The sequence below is a fragment of the Streptomyces sp. NPDC089799 genome (assembly GCF_040684755.1).
GTDB lineage: Bacteria > Actinomycetota > Actinomycetes > Streptomycetales > Streptomycetaceae > Streptomyces.
The window spans coordinates 1-14,697 of record NZ_JBFBGR010000017.1 but is presented as its reverse complement, the minus strand read 5'-3'; the positions used below and the strand labels follow the sequence as shown (position 1 = coordinate 14,697).

Below are 14,697 nucleotides of genomic sequence, written 5' to 3'. Positions count from 1 at the left end.
CGCCTCGCTCGTCGCACCGGGCCCACGGGCCGTCGGAGCCGGGGGGACAATGACGGTCCGGTGCGCGAGGGGATGGCGGGTGGGGGCGATGGGGCGGGTGACTGCGGTGTGGAGCCTGGTGGTGCCGCTGAAGCCCCTCTCCGTGGCCAAGAGCCGCCTGGCTGAGGCGGCCGGTCCGGACCGTGCCGGACTCGCGCTGGCGTTCGCACAGGACACCGTGGCGGCGGCCTTGGCCTGCGGGGCCGTACGGGATGTGGTGGTGGTCACGGACGATCCGCTGGCCGGGGCGGAACTGGCGCACCTGGGGGCGTGGATCGTGCCGGACGCTCCGGGGGCGGGGCTCAACGCGGCGCTGGCCCACGGGGCGCGGGCGGTGCGGGCGGCCCGGGCGGAGGCGGCGGTGGCCGCGATGAACGCGGACCTGCCCGCACTGCGGCCGTCGGAATTGCTACGCGTGCTCGAAAGGGCGGGGGATTTCGCCCGGGCATTTCTGGCGGATGCGGCAGGAATCGGAACGACCTTGCTTTCGGCGGCTCCGGGTGTGGAATTGGCGCCCGCGTTCGGAGGGGCGTCACGGCTGCGGCATTCGGCGTCGGGGGCGGTGGAAATCGCCGTCCGCGGGGTCGACAGCGTGCGCCGGGACGTGGACACGGGGTCGGATCTCCGGGCCGCGGCGGCCCTGGGTCTCGGTCCGTACACGGCCCGATACAGTGCGGGTATGCAGGCAACCGCGTTCACGTACGACGAGCAGACCCGCAGCGGCAGTGTGCTGCTGGACGACGGCACCCCGGTGCCCTTCGAGGCGCCGGCCTTCGACGCCGGCGGCCTGCGGCTGCTGCGGCCGGGGCAGCGGGTGCGGATCGAGACCGAGGGTGAGGGCAGCGCCCTGCGCATCACCCTCATCACGCTGCAGACGCTCTGAGGTACACCGCCCGAAGCGGCCGCAGGACACCGCACGGCAGGCAAGACACCGCGGGCGGGTCTCCCCCGAAGGGAGACCCGCCCGACGTGTGTGACTGCTGCCGCTCTACTTCTTGCGGGCGGTGGTCTTCTTCGCGGTGGTGGTCTTGCGCGCCGTCGTCTTCTTGGCGGGCGCCTTCTTCGCCACGGCCTTCTTGGCCGGCGCGGTCTTCTTCGCGGTGGTCTTCTTCGCGGCGGTCTTCGCCGGGGCCGCCTTCTTCGCGGCGGCCGTGGTCTTCTTGACCGCGGCCTTCTTGACGGTGGTCTTCTTCGCCGCCGCCGTCGTGGTCTTCTTCGCCGCCGTGGTGGTCTTCTTCGCGGCGGCCGTCGTCTTCTTCACGGCGGCCTTCTTGGCCGCGGTGGTCTTCTTGGCCGCGGCCTTCTTGACCGTGGCGGAGGCACCCCCGGTCAGGCTGCCCTTCGGGGCCTTCTTCACGGCCACCTCGTCGCCCTTGGGGAGCTTCTTGGTGCCGCTGACCAGGTCCTTGAAGCCCTGGCCCGCGCGGAAGCGGGGCACCGAGGTCTTCTTGACCCGGACGCGTTCACCCGTCTGCGGATTGCGGGCGTAGCGGGCCGGACGGTCCACCTTCTCGAACGAGCCGAAGCCCGTGACCGAGACGCGGTCGCCCGCGACCACCGCGCGGACCATCGCGTCGAGTACCGCGTCGACAGCGTCCGCGGCCTGCTGACGGCCGCCGAGCTTGTCGGCAATCGCTTCTACGAGCTGCGCCTTGTTCACGTCTTCCCCTTCGGAGACATCGCCGGAACGAATGTGTTCAAGCTATTTCGCACGTTAGGCGGATATATACCGCAAATCAAACACGAAACGGGCTAATCACCCTAGTGCCGCAACGGTTGTACGCGTTGAGTACGCCGTCGCGGAGTTCCTTCGCATCAGTCGCCTTCAGGGAATCGACCCTCGTCGAGGTCCTTCATCAACCTGTCCAGGCGCCTTGCCGCATCGGCGAGATCGTGCTTCGCCGCGGCCGTGACGACCAACAGCTTCCGGGTCAGCGCCATCCTTACGCCCTCCGGGACTTGCAGTGAGCGCACCTTCGTGTGTGCTTCTTTCAACCGGTCCGCGACGAGTTCGTAGAGCTCGAGTTGACTGTCGCGTTCCATGCACAGATTGTGCCATCTGGGGCGAGTTGTCGCCTCACGGGCCCTCAACATACGACTGTGCCCCCCGCCGGAAGGCGGGGGGCACAGTGTGCGTAACTCGATCACCTCAGGGTGAATAAGCCCTGATCAGACGGAATCAGGCCTGAATCGTACGGGGCTTGAAGGACGGCCGCGCGCTTTCGTACCGGGCGATGTCCTCTTCGTTCTGAAGGGTGAGGGAGATGTCGTCCAGACCCTCCAGCAGACGCCAGCGGGCGTTGTCGTCCAGCTCGAACTCGGCCTCGATTCCGGCCGCGCGGACCTGGCGGGCGACCAGGTCGACGGTGATCTCGGCGGCCGGGTCGGCCTCGGTCAGCTCCCAGAGCCGGTCGACGGTCTCCTGCGGCAGGACGACGGTCAGCAGACCGTTCTTCAGGGAGTTGCCGCGGAAGATGTCGGCGAACCGGGAGGAGATCACGGTCTTGAAACCGTAGTTCTGCAGCGCCCACACGGCGTGTTCCCGGGAGGAGCCGGTGCCGAAGTCGGGGCCCGCCACGAGCACGGTCGCGCCCTGGCGCTCCGGGCGGTTGGTGACGAACTCGGGGTCCTTGCGCCAGGCCTCGAAGAGCCCGTCCTCGAAACCGTCGCGGGTGATCTTCTTGAGCCAGTGGGCCGGGATGATCTGGTCGGTGTCGACGTTGCTGCGGCGCAGCGGGACGGCCCGGCCGGTGTGCGTGGTGAAGGCTTCCATGGGTGATCAGACTCCGGAGGGGGCGGGAACGGCCGGGGATGCGGTCAGGTCGGCGGGCGAGGCCAGGTGGCCCAGCACCGCGGTGGCCGCGGCCACCTGCGGGGAGACCAGGTGGGTGCGTCCGCCCTTGCCCTGCCGGCCCTCGAAGTTGCGGTTGGAGGTGGACGCCGAGCGCTCACCGGGAGCCAACTGGTCGGGGTTCATGCCCAGGCACATCGAACAGCCCGCGTGCCGCCATTCGGCGCCGGCCTCCTTGAAGACCTGGTCCAGGCCCTCGTCGATGGCCTGCAGACCGACCCGGGCGGAGCCGGGGACGACCAGCATCCGTACGCCGTCGGCGACTTTGCGGCCCTTGATGATGCCGGCGACGGCGCGCAGGTCCTCGATCCGGCCGTTGGTGCAGGAACCTACGAAGACGGTGTCGACCTTGATGTCGCGCAGCGGCTGGCCGGCCTCCAACCCCATGTACTCCAGGGCCTTTTCGGCCGCGAGGCGCTCCGAAGGGTCCTCGTACGAAGCCGGGTCGGGGACGTTGGCCGACAGCGGGGCGCCCTGGCCGGGGTTGGTGCCCCAGGTGACGAACGGGGTCAGCGCGGCGCCGTCGATGACGACCTCGGCGTCGAAGACCGCGTCCTCGTCCGTGCGCAGGGTCTTCCAGTACGCGACGGCGGCGTCCCAGTCCTCGCCGACCGGGGCGTGGTCGCGGCCCTGCAGGTAGTCGAAGGTGGTCTGGTCCGGGGCGATCATGCCCGCCCGGGCGCCGGCCTCGATCGACATGTTGCAGATGGTCATCCGGGCTTCCATCGAGAGCTTCTCGACGGCCTCGCCGCGGTACTCCAGGACGTAGCCCTGGCCGCCGCCGGTGCCGATCCTGGCGATGATCGCCAGGATCAGGTCCTTGGCGGTGACGCCCTCGGCCAGCTCGCCGGTGACCGTGATCGCCATGGTCTTGGGGCGGGCCATCGGCAGCGTCTGGGTGGCCAGCACGTGCTCGACCTGGCTGGTGCCGATGCCGAAGGCCAGCGCGCCGAAGGCGCCGTGCGTGGAGGTGTGGGAGTCACCGCAGACCACGGTGGTGCCGGGCTGGGTCAGTCCCAGCTGCGGTCCCACCACGTGGACGACGCCCTGCTCGACGTCGCCCAGCGAGTGCAGGCGGACACCGAACTCGGCGCAGTTGCTGCGCAGGGTCTCCAGCTGGGCCCGGGAGACCGGGTCCGCGATCGGCTTGTCGATGTCGATCGTGGGGGTGTTGTGGTCCTCGGTCGCGATGGTGAGGTCGAGGCGCCGGACCTTGCGGCCGGCCTGGCGCAGCCCCTCGAAGGCCTGCGGGCTGGTCACCTCGTGCAGCAGGTGCAGATCGATGAAGAGGAGATCGGGCTCGCCCTCGGCGCGCCGGACGACGTGGTCGTCCCAGACCTTCTCCGCGAGTGTCCTACCCATCGCTTTCCCTCCGGCCGGCTGGTTGTCCCGGCACTCCTAGAGATCCAGAACCCAGTGGTTCGTGGGCCCGTACATACAGACTGGCGGGTTCTTGGAAAATTTGAACTTGCGTTTCACAGTGTGAGACGTGAATATCGTTGCATGGACAACTCTAGCGGCGTCGGCGTTCTCGACAAGGCAGCTCTGGTTTTGAGCGCACTGGAGTCCGGTCCGGCCACCCTCGCCGGGCTGGTCGCGGCGACAGGGCTCGCACGACCCACGGCACATCGCCTTGCCGTGGCACTGGAACACCACCGGATGGTGGCGAGGGACATGCAGGGCAGGTTCATCCTCGGCCCGCGGCTGGCGGAGCTCGCCGCCGCGGCCGGCGAGGACCGCCTGCTGGCCACGGCGGGACCGGTACTCACCCACCTCCGCGACGTGACCGGGGAGAGCGCACAGCTCTACCGCCGTCAGGGAGACATGCGCATCTGCGTGGCGGCCGCCGAGCGGCTGTCCGGTCTGCGGGACACGGTGCCGGTCGGCTCCACGCTCCCGATGAAGGCCGGCTCGGCCGCGCAGATCCTGATGGCCTGGGAGGAGCCCGAGCGGCTGCACCGGGGTCTTCAGGGCGCGCGCTTCACGGCGACGGCCCTCTCCGGCGTACGTCGCCGCGGCTGGGCCCAGTCGATCGGCGAGCGGGAGCCGGGCGTGGCTTCCGTCTCGGCGCCGGTGCGCGGGCCGTCGAACCGCGTGGTGGCCGCCGTATCGGTCTCCGGGCCGATCGAGCGGCTGACCCGGCACCCCGGCCGGATGCACGCCCAGGCGGTCATCGACGCGGCCGCACGTCTCACCGAGGCGCTGCGCCGGGCCGGCTGACCTGCTCAACCCTATTTGCACACCCCCCGGGTCCGGGGGCGCGTACGACGCCGCACACGTCCTGCCACGCGCCTCCGGGCCCGCTTTCTTTTGGGTCCACGGCGCCGGGGCCGCCCCCTCGGGCTCATGGCGCCGGGCATGCGAAAGGCCCTCCGCGATGATCGCGGAGGGCCTTTCCTCACGTACCCCCGACCGGATTCGAACCGGCGCTACCGCCTTGAGAGGGCGGCGTGCTAGGCCGCTACACAACGGGGGCAAGATCTTGAGTTATACGCGACGGTAGTCGCATGGTGTCACTTTGCGCTGGCCTACCTGGACTCGAACCAAGACTAACTGAACCAGAATCAGTCGTGCTGCCAATTACACCATAGGCCACTGGTGGCTTATACCAGTTGGTACCCCCGACCGGATTCGAACCGGCGCTACCGCCTTGAGAGGGCGGCGTGCTAGGCCGCTACACAACGGGGGCCCTAGCGATCCTGCATCGAGACGTCCGGGAGCTACCCAGGAGACCTCGCGGGAAGGATCTGTACCCCCGACCGGATTCGAACCGGCGCTACCGCCTTGAGAGGGCGGCGTGCTAGGCCGCTACACAACGGGGGCAAGCACTGCATGCGCACTGCGCTGGGGTACCAGGACTCGAACCTAGAACAACTGAACCAGAATCAGCCGTGTTGCCAATTACACCATACCCCACCAAAACTCAACCCACCGTGGGGGGTTTCGTTCTGAGTGGCGCCTCCGTGGTTTCCGGCCTTTCGGCCCGCTCCCGGCGGCGCAGAAAGAACATTACCGGATGCCTGACCGTGCTCCAAAACGGGTATGCCCGGCCAGCACTCCGGGCAGCTCCGCGAGCCCTTCGATCCGGTGCGTGCCCTCGGGTGCCGGGCCTCCGTCGCCCCGCCGGTCCAGCCATACGGCGACCAGTCCGGCGTCCCGGGCGCCGAGGGCGTCGATCTCGCGGTTGTCCCCCACGTACGCCACTTCGGCGGGTTCCAGCCCCAGCGCGGCGCAGCCGGCCAGGAACGCCTCCGCCTCCGGCTTGCTCACGCCCAGTTCGGCGGCGCACACCAGCACCTCGAACCGCTCCCACAGGCCCAGGCTGCGCATCTTGCGTTCCTGGACGGGGGCGCTGGAGTTGGACAGCAGCCCGTGCCGGTGGGTGTCCGTGAGGGCGTCCAGCACCGGCAGCACGTCCGGGAAGAGCGCCCAGGCGGCCTCGTAGTGCTCCAGGTAGCGGCCGAACCAGACCTCGGCTTCCTCGTCGGTCAGTCCGGGCCGCTGCAGGAAGTCCCGCACGCGGTCCCTGCGCTGCCCCCGGAAGGACACCTGCCCGCCGGAGAAGCGCTCCCAGTGCCGCTCCGTGGCCTCCCGCCAGGTCCGCAGCGCCCGTTCCGGTGTCCCGTGGAGGCCGTCGAGGCCCTGTTCGGCGAGCCACCGCGCCAGACCGGCGGTGTCCGCGCCCGTGTAGTCGAAGAGGGTGTCGTCGATGTCCCAGAGCACGGCGCGGATCTGCATGTGACCGACGCTACAACGCCGCGGGGGCGGCCGTCCGGGGCAGTGCGAAAAACGCACTTCCGGACGACCGCCCCCACGGGACGTGACGAACGACTCAGCCGGCGAGCTTCGCCAGGGCCGCGTCGATGCGGGCCAGGGTCTTGTCCTTGCCCAGGATCTCCAGGGACTCGAAGAGCGGCAGGCCGACGGTGCGGCCGGTGACGGCCACCCGGACCGGGGCCTGGGCCTTGCCGAGCTTGAGTCCGTGGGCCTCGCCGGCGGTGAGCACGGCCTGCTTGAGCGACTCCGGGTCCGACCAGTCGGCGGACTCCAGGTTGGCGCGGGCGGTGGTGAGCAGCGCCGCCGGCTCGCCCTTCATCGCCTTGTCCCAGGAGGCCTCGTCGGAGACCGGCTCGGGGAGGAACAGGAAGTCCACGTTGGCCGTGATGTCCGAGAGGACCGTGACGCGGGTCTGCGCGTGCGGGGCGATCGCCTCCCAGGCGGCCTGGTCGAAGTCCTCCGGCGCCCAGGGGGCGTGCGGGGCGCGCAGCCACGGGGTGCAGGCGTCCGCGAAGGCCTTCGGGTCCAGCCGGCGGATGTGCTCGGCGTTGATGGCCTCGCACTTCTTCAGGTCGAAGCGGGCCGGGTTGGCGTTGACGTCCGCGATGTCGAACTTCGCCACCATCTCCTCGATGGTGAAGAGGTCCTGGTCGGCGGAGAACGACCAGCCGAGGAGGGAGAGGTAGTTGAGGAGGCCCTCGGGCAGGAAGCCGCGCTCGCGGTAGATGTTGAGCGAGGCCTGCGGGTCGCGCTTGGAGAGCTTCTTGTTGCCCTCGCCCATCACGTACGGCAGGTGGCCGAAGGAGGGGATCTCCTTGGCGACGCCCAGCTCGATCAGCGCCTTGTAGAGCGCGATCTGGCGGGGGGTGGAGGAGAGCAGGTCCTCGCCGCGCAGGACGTGGGTGATCTCCATGAGCGCGTCGTCGACCGGGTTGACCAGGGTGTAGAGCGGGGCGCCGTTGGCCCGGAGGATGCCGTAGTCCGGCACGTTCTCCGGGGTGAAGGTGAGCTCGCCGCGGACCAGGTCGGTGAAGGTGATGGGCTCGTCGGGCATCCGGAAGCGCACGATCGAGGTGCGGCCCTCGGCCTCGTAGGCCGCCTTCTGCTCCTCGGTGACCACGCGGCACATGCCGTCGTAGCCGGACGGGCGGCCCTCGCGGCGGGCGAGCTCGCGGCGCTCGTCGAGCTCCTCGGCGGTGCAGTAGCAGTGGTAGGCGTAGCCGCCGTCGATGAGCTTCTTCGCGACGTCCGCGTAGATGTCCATCCGCTGGGACTGGCGGTACGGGGCGTGCGGGCCGCCGGCCTCGGGGCCCTCGTCCCAGGTGAAGCCGAGCCAGCGCAGGGAGTCGAGGAGCTGGTCGTACGACTCCTCGCTGTCGCGCGCCGCGTCGGTGTCCTCGATGCGGAAGACGAAGGTGCCGCCGTGGTGGCGGGCGAACGCCCAGTTGAACAGGGCGGTGCGGACCAGGCCCACATGGGGGTTGCCGGTCGGAGAGGGACAGAAACGTACGCGGACGGAGCCGTTAGCCACGCTTGATCACCTTGTTGGTGAGAGTGCCGATGCCTTCGATGGTGACGGCGACCTCGTCGCCGACGTTGAGGGGTCCGACTCCGGCCGGGGTCCCCGTGAGGACGACGTCGCCGGGGAGCAGCGTCATCGCCTCGGTGATGTGCACGATGAGGTCCTCGATGGAGCGGACCATCTCGCTGGTGCGGCCGAGCTGCCGCTGTTCGCCGTTGACCGTGCACTGCACGGCGAGGTCGGACGGGTCGAGCTCGGTCTCGATCCAGGGGCCGAGCGGGCAGGAGCTGTCGAAGCCCTTGGCCCTGGCCCACTGCTTCTCGCGCTGCTGGACGTCGCGCGCGGTGACGTCGTTGGCGCAGGTGTAGCCGAGGATCACGTCCTTGACGCGCTCCCGCGGCACCTCTCGGCACATGCGGCCGATGACCACGGCCAGCTCCGCCTCGTGGTGGAGCTCCTGCGAGAAGGAGGGGTAGGCGATGGGATCGCCCGGGCCCACCACCGAGGTGGAGGGCTTGAAGAAGGTGATCGGGGCGTCGGGTACCTCGTTGCCGAGCTCCGCCGCGTGCTCCGCGTAGTTGCGGCCGATGGCCACGACCTTGTTGGGGAGCACCGGCGGCAGCAACCGGACCTTGCTCAGCGGGACCTTCGTGCCGGAGAGCTCGAAGTCCGCGAACGGGATGCCCTTGATGATGTCGATGACGAGTTCGTCGGGAGCGGTGCCCTCAACGGCGCCGAAGGCGACATTTCCGTCGATCGAGAATCTGGCGATGCGCAAGGGTCGCGCCTGCCCCTCTTGTTTTTCCGCTGGCTGGAGTCTGCGGGTCCAGGCTAACGCGGCCGAGGGGCCTGACCGGCGCCGTTTACGGCTGCGCGGCGGCGACGGGCGCGTCCATCAGGACGGTGCGGCGGGGGTTGGCCGTCTGGGTCGGCAGCTCGACCGAGTGCTCCGGAACCTCCAGCGCCTGCAGGTCCTCGGCGTCCTTCAGGTGCGCCAGGGTGGTGCGGCGGGGGTTGGCTATGTTGCGGAAGATCATGGTCGTCTTCATCGGAGTCTTCAGGCCCTGTCGGTGAGCGGGGCGCCGCGCGGGCGCCGATTGTCGGATGTGCCATCCCTGTAAAGGGAAAGGCTAAACATCTGAATCCCCGCGAGAACGGGGAAGTAATGGCCATGGCTATGTGAGTTTGCTCACGAGTCACCCGGCATTACGGACATACCGACGGGTCACATGGGGCCACGGAAACGGACATTGCGCCACTGAATGTTCCATTCCGCTGCTGATCATCTCGACTGGGACACCCGGAGCCCCCCGGCGTTTCGATCGCGGAAGTCCGATTCCTTCCCAAACGCCCTCCACTCGCCGTAGCGCCCGCGTCACGTTTCGTGAGCGACTCTCCGGTGGGGGTCTCGCACCTTGTTGGAGATCCGCCACTGTGCTGGAATTCGCGGGACCGGCGCGGGAATCAAGAAAAATCAACGAAAGACGCGCGGTCACGACGACCACCACGGGGCCCGACGGGCCCCACGACTCGACACCGTCCCTCCGCTCGCCCGGCGGGACGCCTGGTCCAGAGGTTGCGACGCTAGTGCAGGGACGTTTCAAGAGGGATGGCAGCGCTGCGGCGGAGCAGGAGCCCCGCGGCGGGACCGACCGTGGCTCCTCGCCCCAGCACGCGCAGAACCGCGGGCCGGGCGCCGAAGGTGCCGCCGCCGGCCAGGCCGGAGCCGCTCAGCCGCCCGGCAAGGGCAAGGGCAAGGCCAAGGCCGCCAAGAACAGCGCCAAGGGCAAGGGCCGCAAGGCCGCCCAGGCCGGCGCCACGACCGAGCCCGTCGAGCTGGGCCAGGCGATACCGAAGGCCCCCAGTGGGCCCGGTTCCCGTCTCGCCCTCCAGAACTGGCGCATCAGTACGCGACTGCTGTCGCTGCTGACCCTGCCCGTCGTCGCGGCCACCACGCTGGGTGCCGTACGAATCAACGACTCGCTCAACGAGATCCAGCAGCTGGAGCACATGCAGCTGCTGACCACGCTGACCCGGCAGGCCACCAACCTGGCCTCCGCGCTCCAGGAGGAGCGCGACCGGTCGGCCGGTCCGATGAGCAACGGCAAGGCCGACTCCACGGTCGAGTCCGTCAGGAACTCCACCAACGCGGCCGCCCTGTCCTTCGCCGATGCCACGCAGAGCATCGACGACCAGGAGGACAAGGACGAGACGCTCAAGTCGATCCGCAGCAACGTCACGCAGATCAGCCGGCAGATCGCCTCGCTCGACGAGATCCGCCAGAACGCCTACGTGCACGGATCGCAGCAGACCGTCTCGCAGTACAACGCCCTGATCGTCTCGCTGCTCTCGCTCTCCCAGGACATGGCGCAGGCGACCTCCAGCCCTGAGATGATCAAGCGCACCCGTGCGCTGGCCGCGTTCTCCTCCGCCAAGGAATACGCGTCCATCCAGCGCGCGATGATCGCGGCGGCCCTCCCCGCGACCCCCACCCAGCCGAAGACCTTCGAGGAGAACGACCGGCTCTACGCCTACTCGGCGTACCGGAACTACGACCAGGCCAAGGTCACCTTCGAACTGGTCTACCAGGGCAAGTCCGAGGAACTGCTGGCCCCGCTGGGCTCCGGCAACTCCGAGATCTCCTCCGCGGACAGCTACGCCGGCCGCGTGCTGAAGAACCCGGGCCAGTTCGGCAAGGAGACCCCCCGCACCTGGCTGGACTGGTACGACGCCTACGACAACAAGATCGTGGCGATGAAGCGGATCGAGCTCCAGCTCCTCGGGGACATGGAGCAGAAGGCCCGCGAACTCAAGAACGAGTCGCAGCGCGACGCCATCATCAACGGTGCGCTGATCCTCCTCGTCCTCGGCGTCTCGCTCGCCGGCGCCTTCGTCGTGTCCCGCTCCATGATCCGCTCGCTGCGGCGGCTGCAGGACACCGCGACCAAGGTCGCCCAGGAACGCCTGCCCGAGCTCGTCAAGCAGCTCTCCGAGTCCGACCCGCAGGACGTGGACACCCACGTCGAGTCGGTCGGTGTGCACTCCCGCGACGAGATCGGCCAGGTGGCCGCGGCCTTCGACGACGTGCACCGCGAGGCGGTCCGCCTCGCCGCCGAGCAGGCCCTCCTCCGGGGCAACGTCAACGCGATGTTCACCAACCTCTCGCGCCGTTCGCAGGGTCTCATCCAGCGCCAGCTCTCGCTGATCTCCGAGCTGGAGTCCCGCGAGGCCGACCCGGACCAGCTGTCCTCCCTCTTCAAGCTCGACCACCTCGCGACCCGCATGCGCCGTAACGGCGAAAACCTCCTCGTCCTCGCGGGCGAGGAGCCGGGCCGCCGGTGGACCCGCCCGGTCCCCCTGGTCGACGTCCTCCGCGCCGCCGCGTCCGAGGTGGAGCAGTACGAGCGCATCGAACTCGCCTCGGTGCCCGGCACCGAGGTCGCCGGCCGCGTCGTCAACGACCTCGTGCACCTCCTCGCCGAGCTGCTGGAGAACGCGACCTCGTTCTCCTCCCCGCAGACCAAGGTCAAGGTCACCGGTCACGCACTGCCCGACGGCCGCGTGCTGGTCGAGATCCACGACACCGGCATCGGCCTGTCCCCCGAGGACCTGGCCGCGATCAACGAGCGGCTCGCCGCACCGCCGACCGTGGACGTCTCGGTCTCCCGCCGCATGGGTCTGTTCGTGGTCGGCCGCCTGTCCCTGCGACACGGCATCCGCATCCAGCTGCGTCCCTCCGACTCCGGCGGTACGACGGCCCTCGTCATGCTCCCCGTGGACGTCGCCCAGGGCGGGCGCAAGCCCGGCGGCCCGGGCACTCCGGGTGCGCCCGGCGGCCAGGGCGGCCCGGCCGGCCAGCAGGGCGGTGCCCCGGTGGCCGGCGCTCCCGGACGCCAGCAGGTGGGCGGCGCCCCGCAGCGCGGCCAGATGTCCGGTAGTCCGCAGCGTGCCGCGCTGCCCGGCCGCGAGGGCGGCCAGCCGCAGGGCGGTGGCGGTCTCGCGGGTGCCTTCGGACACGCCTCGGCGGCGGGCCGCGGTGCGGCCGGCCAGAACCCGCAGGGCGGTCTCGGCCAGAACCCCCAGGGTGGTCTCGGCCAGAACCCCCAGGGCGGTCTGGGCCAGCACCCCCAGGGTGGTCTCGGCCAGGGTCCCGCACAGGGTCAGAACGCCTTCGGCGGCGGGAACTCCCCGCTGCCCGGCCGTGGCGCCGCGGGCGGTCCGCAGGGCCGTCCGGCCGCGGCCCCGCAGGGCCCCGGTCAGGCCGGCTTCCCGCAGGGCAACGCCTTCGAGCGGCCGCAGCCGCCGGCCGGCGGCCCGGGTGCCCCGCAGGGTCCCGGTGCTCCCCAGGGCTTCGGTGGTCCGCAGGGCCTCGGTGGTCCGCAGGGTCCCGGTGCCCCCCAGGCGCCGGCCGCCCCGCAGGCCCCGTCGCGCGGTCCGCGCCCGCAGCTGCCCGCCCGCGGCGGTGCCCCGCGCGCCGAACTGCCCGGCAACCAGGCCAGCTGGGGGGCCGACCAGGGCCACCGCGGCGGCCCGGACGTACCGCGCGGCCACGACGAGCTGTCCGGTCCCGGCTCCACGGCGGAGTTCCCCCGCCCGGACTTCAACGCTCCGCTCCCCCAGGACAACGGCGGCTGGGGCATGCCCCAGGACGGGTCCACCGGCCAGTTCGAGCGCCCCGACGTACGCGGTCCGGTCGACCCGTCCGCCACCGGCCAGTTCGCGCGGCCCGGCGGCCCCGGGGTCGGCGGGTACGGCGACCAGGGCCGGCAGGGCATGCCGCAGCACCAGGCGGCCCCGCCGGCACCGCGCACCGAGGCGCCGCGGCTCCCGCAGGCCCCGCAGCCGGAGGCCCTGCCGCCGGCCGGCGGTCCCCCGGCGGCGGAGCCCCGCAGCCCGATCTTCGACACGCTGGAGTCGAACTGGTACCCGCAGGACGGCGCCGGCGGCATGCCGCAGGCTCCCGACCGGGGACAGGGCGTTCCCCAGCAGCCCCAGGGTTCGCAGCAGACCGCTCAGGCCCCGCTGAGGGAGCAGCCGCTCCCGCAGCGCGGTCAGGAGCTCGCCCCGGAGCCGACCCCGGCCGCCACCACGGGCCCCACCCCGCAGGTGAGCTGGAAGTCGTCCCCGAACGACGAGCTGATGCGACAGGCCGAACGGGTGCGTCAGCCCGCGGCCGGCGGAGTGACCACCTCGGGTCTGCCCCGCCGGGTGCCGCGTGCGAACCTGGTCGCGGGCACCGCCCAGCAGGCCAACGACACCCAGGCCGGCCCGCAGGTCTCGCGTGCGCCCGATGACGTGCGCGGCCGCCTGACCAACCTCCGACGCGGTATCCAGCAGGGCCGCCAGGCCGGCACCGGCGGCCCGGAGACCGGCAGTTACCAGATCGACCCCACTTACCAGCAGGAGCGATAGTTGAGTTCGATGAGCCAGGCGGCACAGAACCTGAACTGGTTGATCACCAACTTCGTGGACAACACCCCCGGGGTGTCCCACACCGTGGTGGTCTCCGCCGACGGTCTCCTGCTGGCCATGTCCGAAGGATTCCCGCGCGACCGGGCCGACCAGCTCGCGGCCGTGGCCTCCGGACTGACCTCCCTGACCGCCGGAGCCTCTCGCATCTTCGAGGGCGGCTCCGTCAACCAGACCGTGGTCGAGATGGACCGGGGATTCCTGTTCCTGATGTCCATCTCCGACGGTTCCTCGCTGGCCGTACTCGCGCACCCGGAGTGCGACATCGGCCTCGTGGGCTACGAGATGGCCCTCCTGGTGGACCGCGCCGGCAACGTCCTCACCCCGGACCTGCGCGCGGAGCTCCAGGGAAGCCTGCTCAGCTGAACACCCATCTCCCGGCCGGACGGTACTGCCGGCCGGGAGACCGGGGTCCCTTCCCTGGCCCCGGGACCCAGTACCACCGTCCGGCCGTCATCCCGTCCCCCCACCGGCCACCGTCAGACGGCACGCTGACCAACTGCTGTCGCAGCCCGGAGGATTCATGACCCCGCCCCCCGCCTATTCCGATTCGTACGGCGACTCGTCGTACGCGGAAGGCGACCAGCCGCTGGTACGCCCCTATGCGATGACCGGCGGCCGGACCAGGCCGCGCTACCAGCTCGCCATCGAGGCCCTGGTCAGCACCACGGCCGATCCGATGCACCTGTCCGGCCTGCTGCCCGAGCACCAGCGCATCTGCACGCTGTGCCGCGAGGTCAAGTCGGTCGCCGAGGTGTCGGCACTGCTGTCGATGCCGCTGGGTGTGGCCCGGATCCTGGTCGCCGACCTGGCCGAGGCAGGCATGGTGGCCATCCACCAGCCGGGCAATGGAGAGGCCGGCGGCACGCCGGACGTGACGCTGCTGGAGAGGGTGCTCAGTGGACTTCGCAAGCTCTAACGGAGGTACGCACGGTGGGGCGGTCCGCTCCACCACCTCCGCGAAGATCGTGGTGGCGGGCGGCTTCGGCGTGGGCAAGACCACGTTCGTCGGCGCGGTCTCCGAGATCAACCCCCTGCG

At 70.4% G+C, this 14,697-nt stretch carries 12 protein-coding genes, 5 tRNA genes and 2 pseudogenes; 6 read left to right on the top strand and 13 right to left on the bottom strand.

The window, feature by feature from the left end:
- Positions 1 to 88: 88 nt before the first annotated feature.
- A pseudogene (gene cofC, locus AB0O36_RS19855) lies at positions 89 to 703 on the top strand (2-phospho-L-lactate guanylyltransferase); the annotation flags it as partial.
- 324 nt (positions 704 to 1,027) lie between these two features.
- Here cofC and AB0O36_RS19850 read toward each other — a convergent pair.
- The 4 genes from AB0O36_RS19850 to leuC form a co-directional block, all read right to left on the bottom strand.
- Complete coding sequence (locus tag AB0O36_RS19850; protein WP_365111862.1) at positions 1,028 to 1,699, bottom strand: HU family DNA-binding protein; 672 nt, start codon at positions 1,697 to 1,699, stop codon at positions 1,028 to 1,030.
- A 155-nt stretch (positions 1,700 to 1,854) separates the two neighbouring features.
- Positions 1,855 to 2,082 carry a hypothetical protein gene (locus tag AB0O36_RS19845; RefSeq protein ID WP_365111859.1) on the bottom strand — a complete coding sequence of 76 codons (228 nt, stop codon included), beginning with the start codon at positions 2,080 to 2,082 and terminating at the stop codon, positions 1,855 to 1,857.
- Between the two features lie 136 nt (positions 2,083 to 2,218).
- The gene (leuD, locus tag AB0O36_RS19840) at positions 2,219 to 2,812 is read right to left on the bottom strand and encodes a 3-isopropylmalate dehydratase small subunit (protein ID WP_365111856.1); all 594 of its coding nucleotides are present in this window, start codon (positions 2,810 to 2,812) and stop codon (positions 2,219 to 2,221) included.
- Positions 2,813 to 2,818: 6 nt separating this feature from the next.
- Positions 2,819 to 4,252 carry a 3-isopropylmalate dehydratase large subunit gene (gene leuC, locus AB0O36_RS19835; protein WP_365111853.1) on the bottom strand — a complete coding sequence of 478 codons (1,434 nt, stop codon included), beginning with the start codon at positions 4,250 to 4,252 and terminating at the stop codon, positions 2,819 to 2,821.
- A gap of 141 nt (positions 4,253 to 4,393) precedes the next feature.
- Between leuC and ndgR the strand changes: the two genes are divergently transcribed.
- A complete protein-coding gene (gene ndgR, locus AB0O36_RS19830) occupies positions 4,394 to 5,110 on the top strand; it encodes an IclR family transcriptional regulator NdgR (protein WP_114054338.1) in 717 nt (238 codons plus the stop codon).
- A 183-nt stretch (positions 5,111 to 5,293) separates the two neighbouring features.
- Here the strand turns inward: ndgR and AB0O36_RS19825 are convergent.
- From AB0O36_RS19825 to AB0O36_RS19785, 9 genes are all read right to left on the bottom strand, one after another.
- Positions 5,294 to 5,366 (bottom strand) — tRNA-Glu (locus AB0O36_RS19825).
- 47 nt (positions 5,367 to 5,413) lie between these two features.
- Positions 5,414 to 5,485, bottom strand: a tRNA-Gln gene (locus AB0O36_RS19820).
- An 18-nt stretch (positions 5,486 to 5,503) separates the two neighbouring features.
- Positions 5,504 to 5,579, bottom strand: a tRNA-Glu gene (locus AB0O36_RS19815).
- 61 nt (positions 5,580 to 5,640) lie between these two features.
- Positions 5,641 to 5,713: transfer RNA gene (locus AB0O36_RS19810), tRNA-Glu, on the bottom strand.
- A gap of 21 nt (positions 5,714 to 5,734) precedes the next feature.
- Positions 5,735 to 5,806: transfer RNA gene (locus tag AB0O36_RS19805), tRNA-Gln, on the bottom strand.
- A gap of 93 nt (positions 5,807 to 5,899) precedes the next feature.
- Positions 5,900 to 6,628 (bottom strand): HAD family hydrolase, encoded by a 729-nt coding sequence (locus AB0O36_RS19800; RefSeq protein WP_365111850.1) that lies wholly within the window; start codon positions 6,626 to 6,628, stop codon positions 5,900 to 5,902.
- A 94-nt stretch (positions 6,629 to 6,722) separates the two neighbouring features.
- Positions 6,723 to 8,198, bottom strand: coding sequence for a glutamate--tRNA ligase (gltX, locus tag AB0O36_RS19795; RefSeq protein ID WP_365111847.1), 1,476 nt, complete (start codon positions 8,196 to 8,198; stop codon positions 6,723 to 6,725).
- Positions 8,191 to 8,967 carry a fumarylacetoacetate hydrolase family protein gene (locus tag AB0O36_RS19790; RefSeq protein ID WP_365111844.1) on the bottom strand — a complete coding sequence of 259 codons (777 nt, stop codon included), beginning with the start codon at positions 8,965 to 8,967 and terminating at the stop codon, positions 8,191 to 8,193. Before AB0O36_RS19790 ends, gltX begins: the two co-directional genes overlap by 8 nt.
- A gap of 85 nt (positions 8,968 to 9,052) precedes the next feature.
- On the bottom strand, positions 9,053 to 9,238 hold the full coding sequence (locus tag AB0O36_RS19785) for a hypothetical protein (protein WP_365111841.1): 186 nt from the start codon (positions 9,236 to 9,238) through the stop codon (positions 9,053 to 9,055).
- Positions 9,239 to 9,776: 538 nt separating this feature from the next.
- Here AB0O36_RS19785 and AB0O36_RS19780 point away from each other — a divergent pair.
- From AB0O36_RS19780 to AB0O36_RS19765, 4 genes and pseudogenes are all read left to right on the top strand, one after another.
- A complete protein-coding gene (locus AB0O36_RS19780) occupies positions 9,777 to 13,601 on the top strand; it encodes a nitrate- and nitrite sensing domain-containing protein (protein WP_365111838.1) in 3,825 nt (1,274 codons plus the stop codon).
- Positions 13,602 to 13,610: 9 nt separating this feature from the next.
- Entirely contained in the window at positions 13,611 to 14,024 is a 414-nt protein-coding gene (locus AB0O36_RS19775; RefSeq protein WP_365112203.1) for a roadblock/LC7 domain-containing protein, read from the top strand.
- Between the two features lie 157 nt (positions 14,025 to 14,181).
- On the top strand, positions 14,182 to 14,577 hold the full coding sequence (locus AB0O36_RS19770) for a DUF742 domain-containing protein (RefSeq protein WP_219668829.1): 396 nt from the start codon (positions 14,182 to 14,184) through the stop codon (positions 14,575 to 14,577).
- Positions 14,558 to 14,697: pseudogene (locus tag AB0O36_RS19765) on the top strand (ATP-binding protein); the annotation flags it as partial. The gene AB0O36_RS19770 and the pseudogene AB0O36_RS19765, both read left to right, overlap by 20 nt.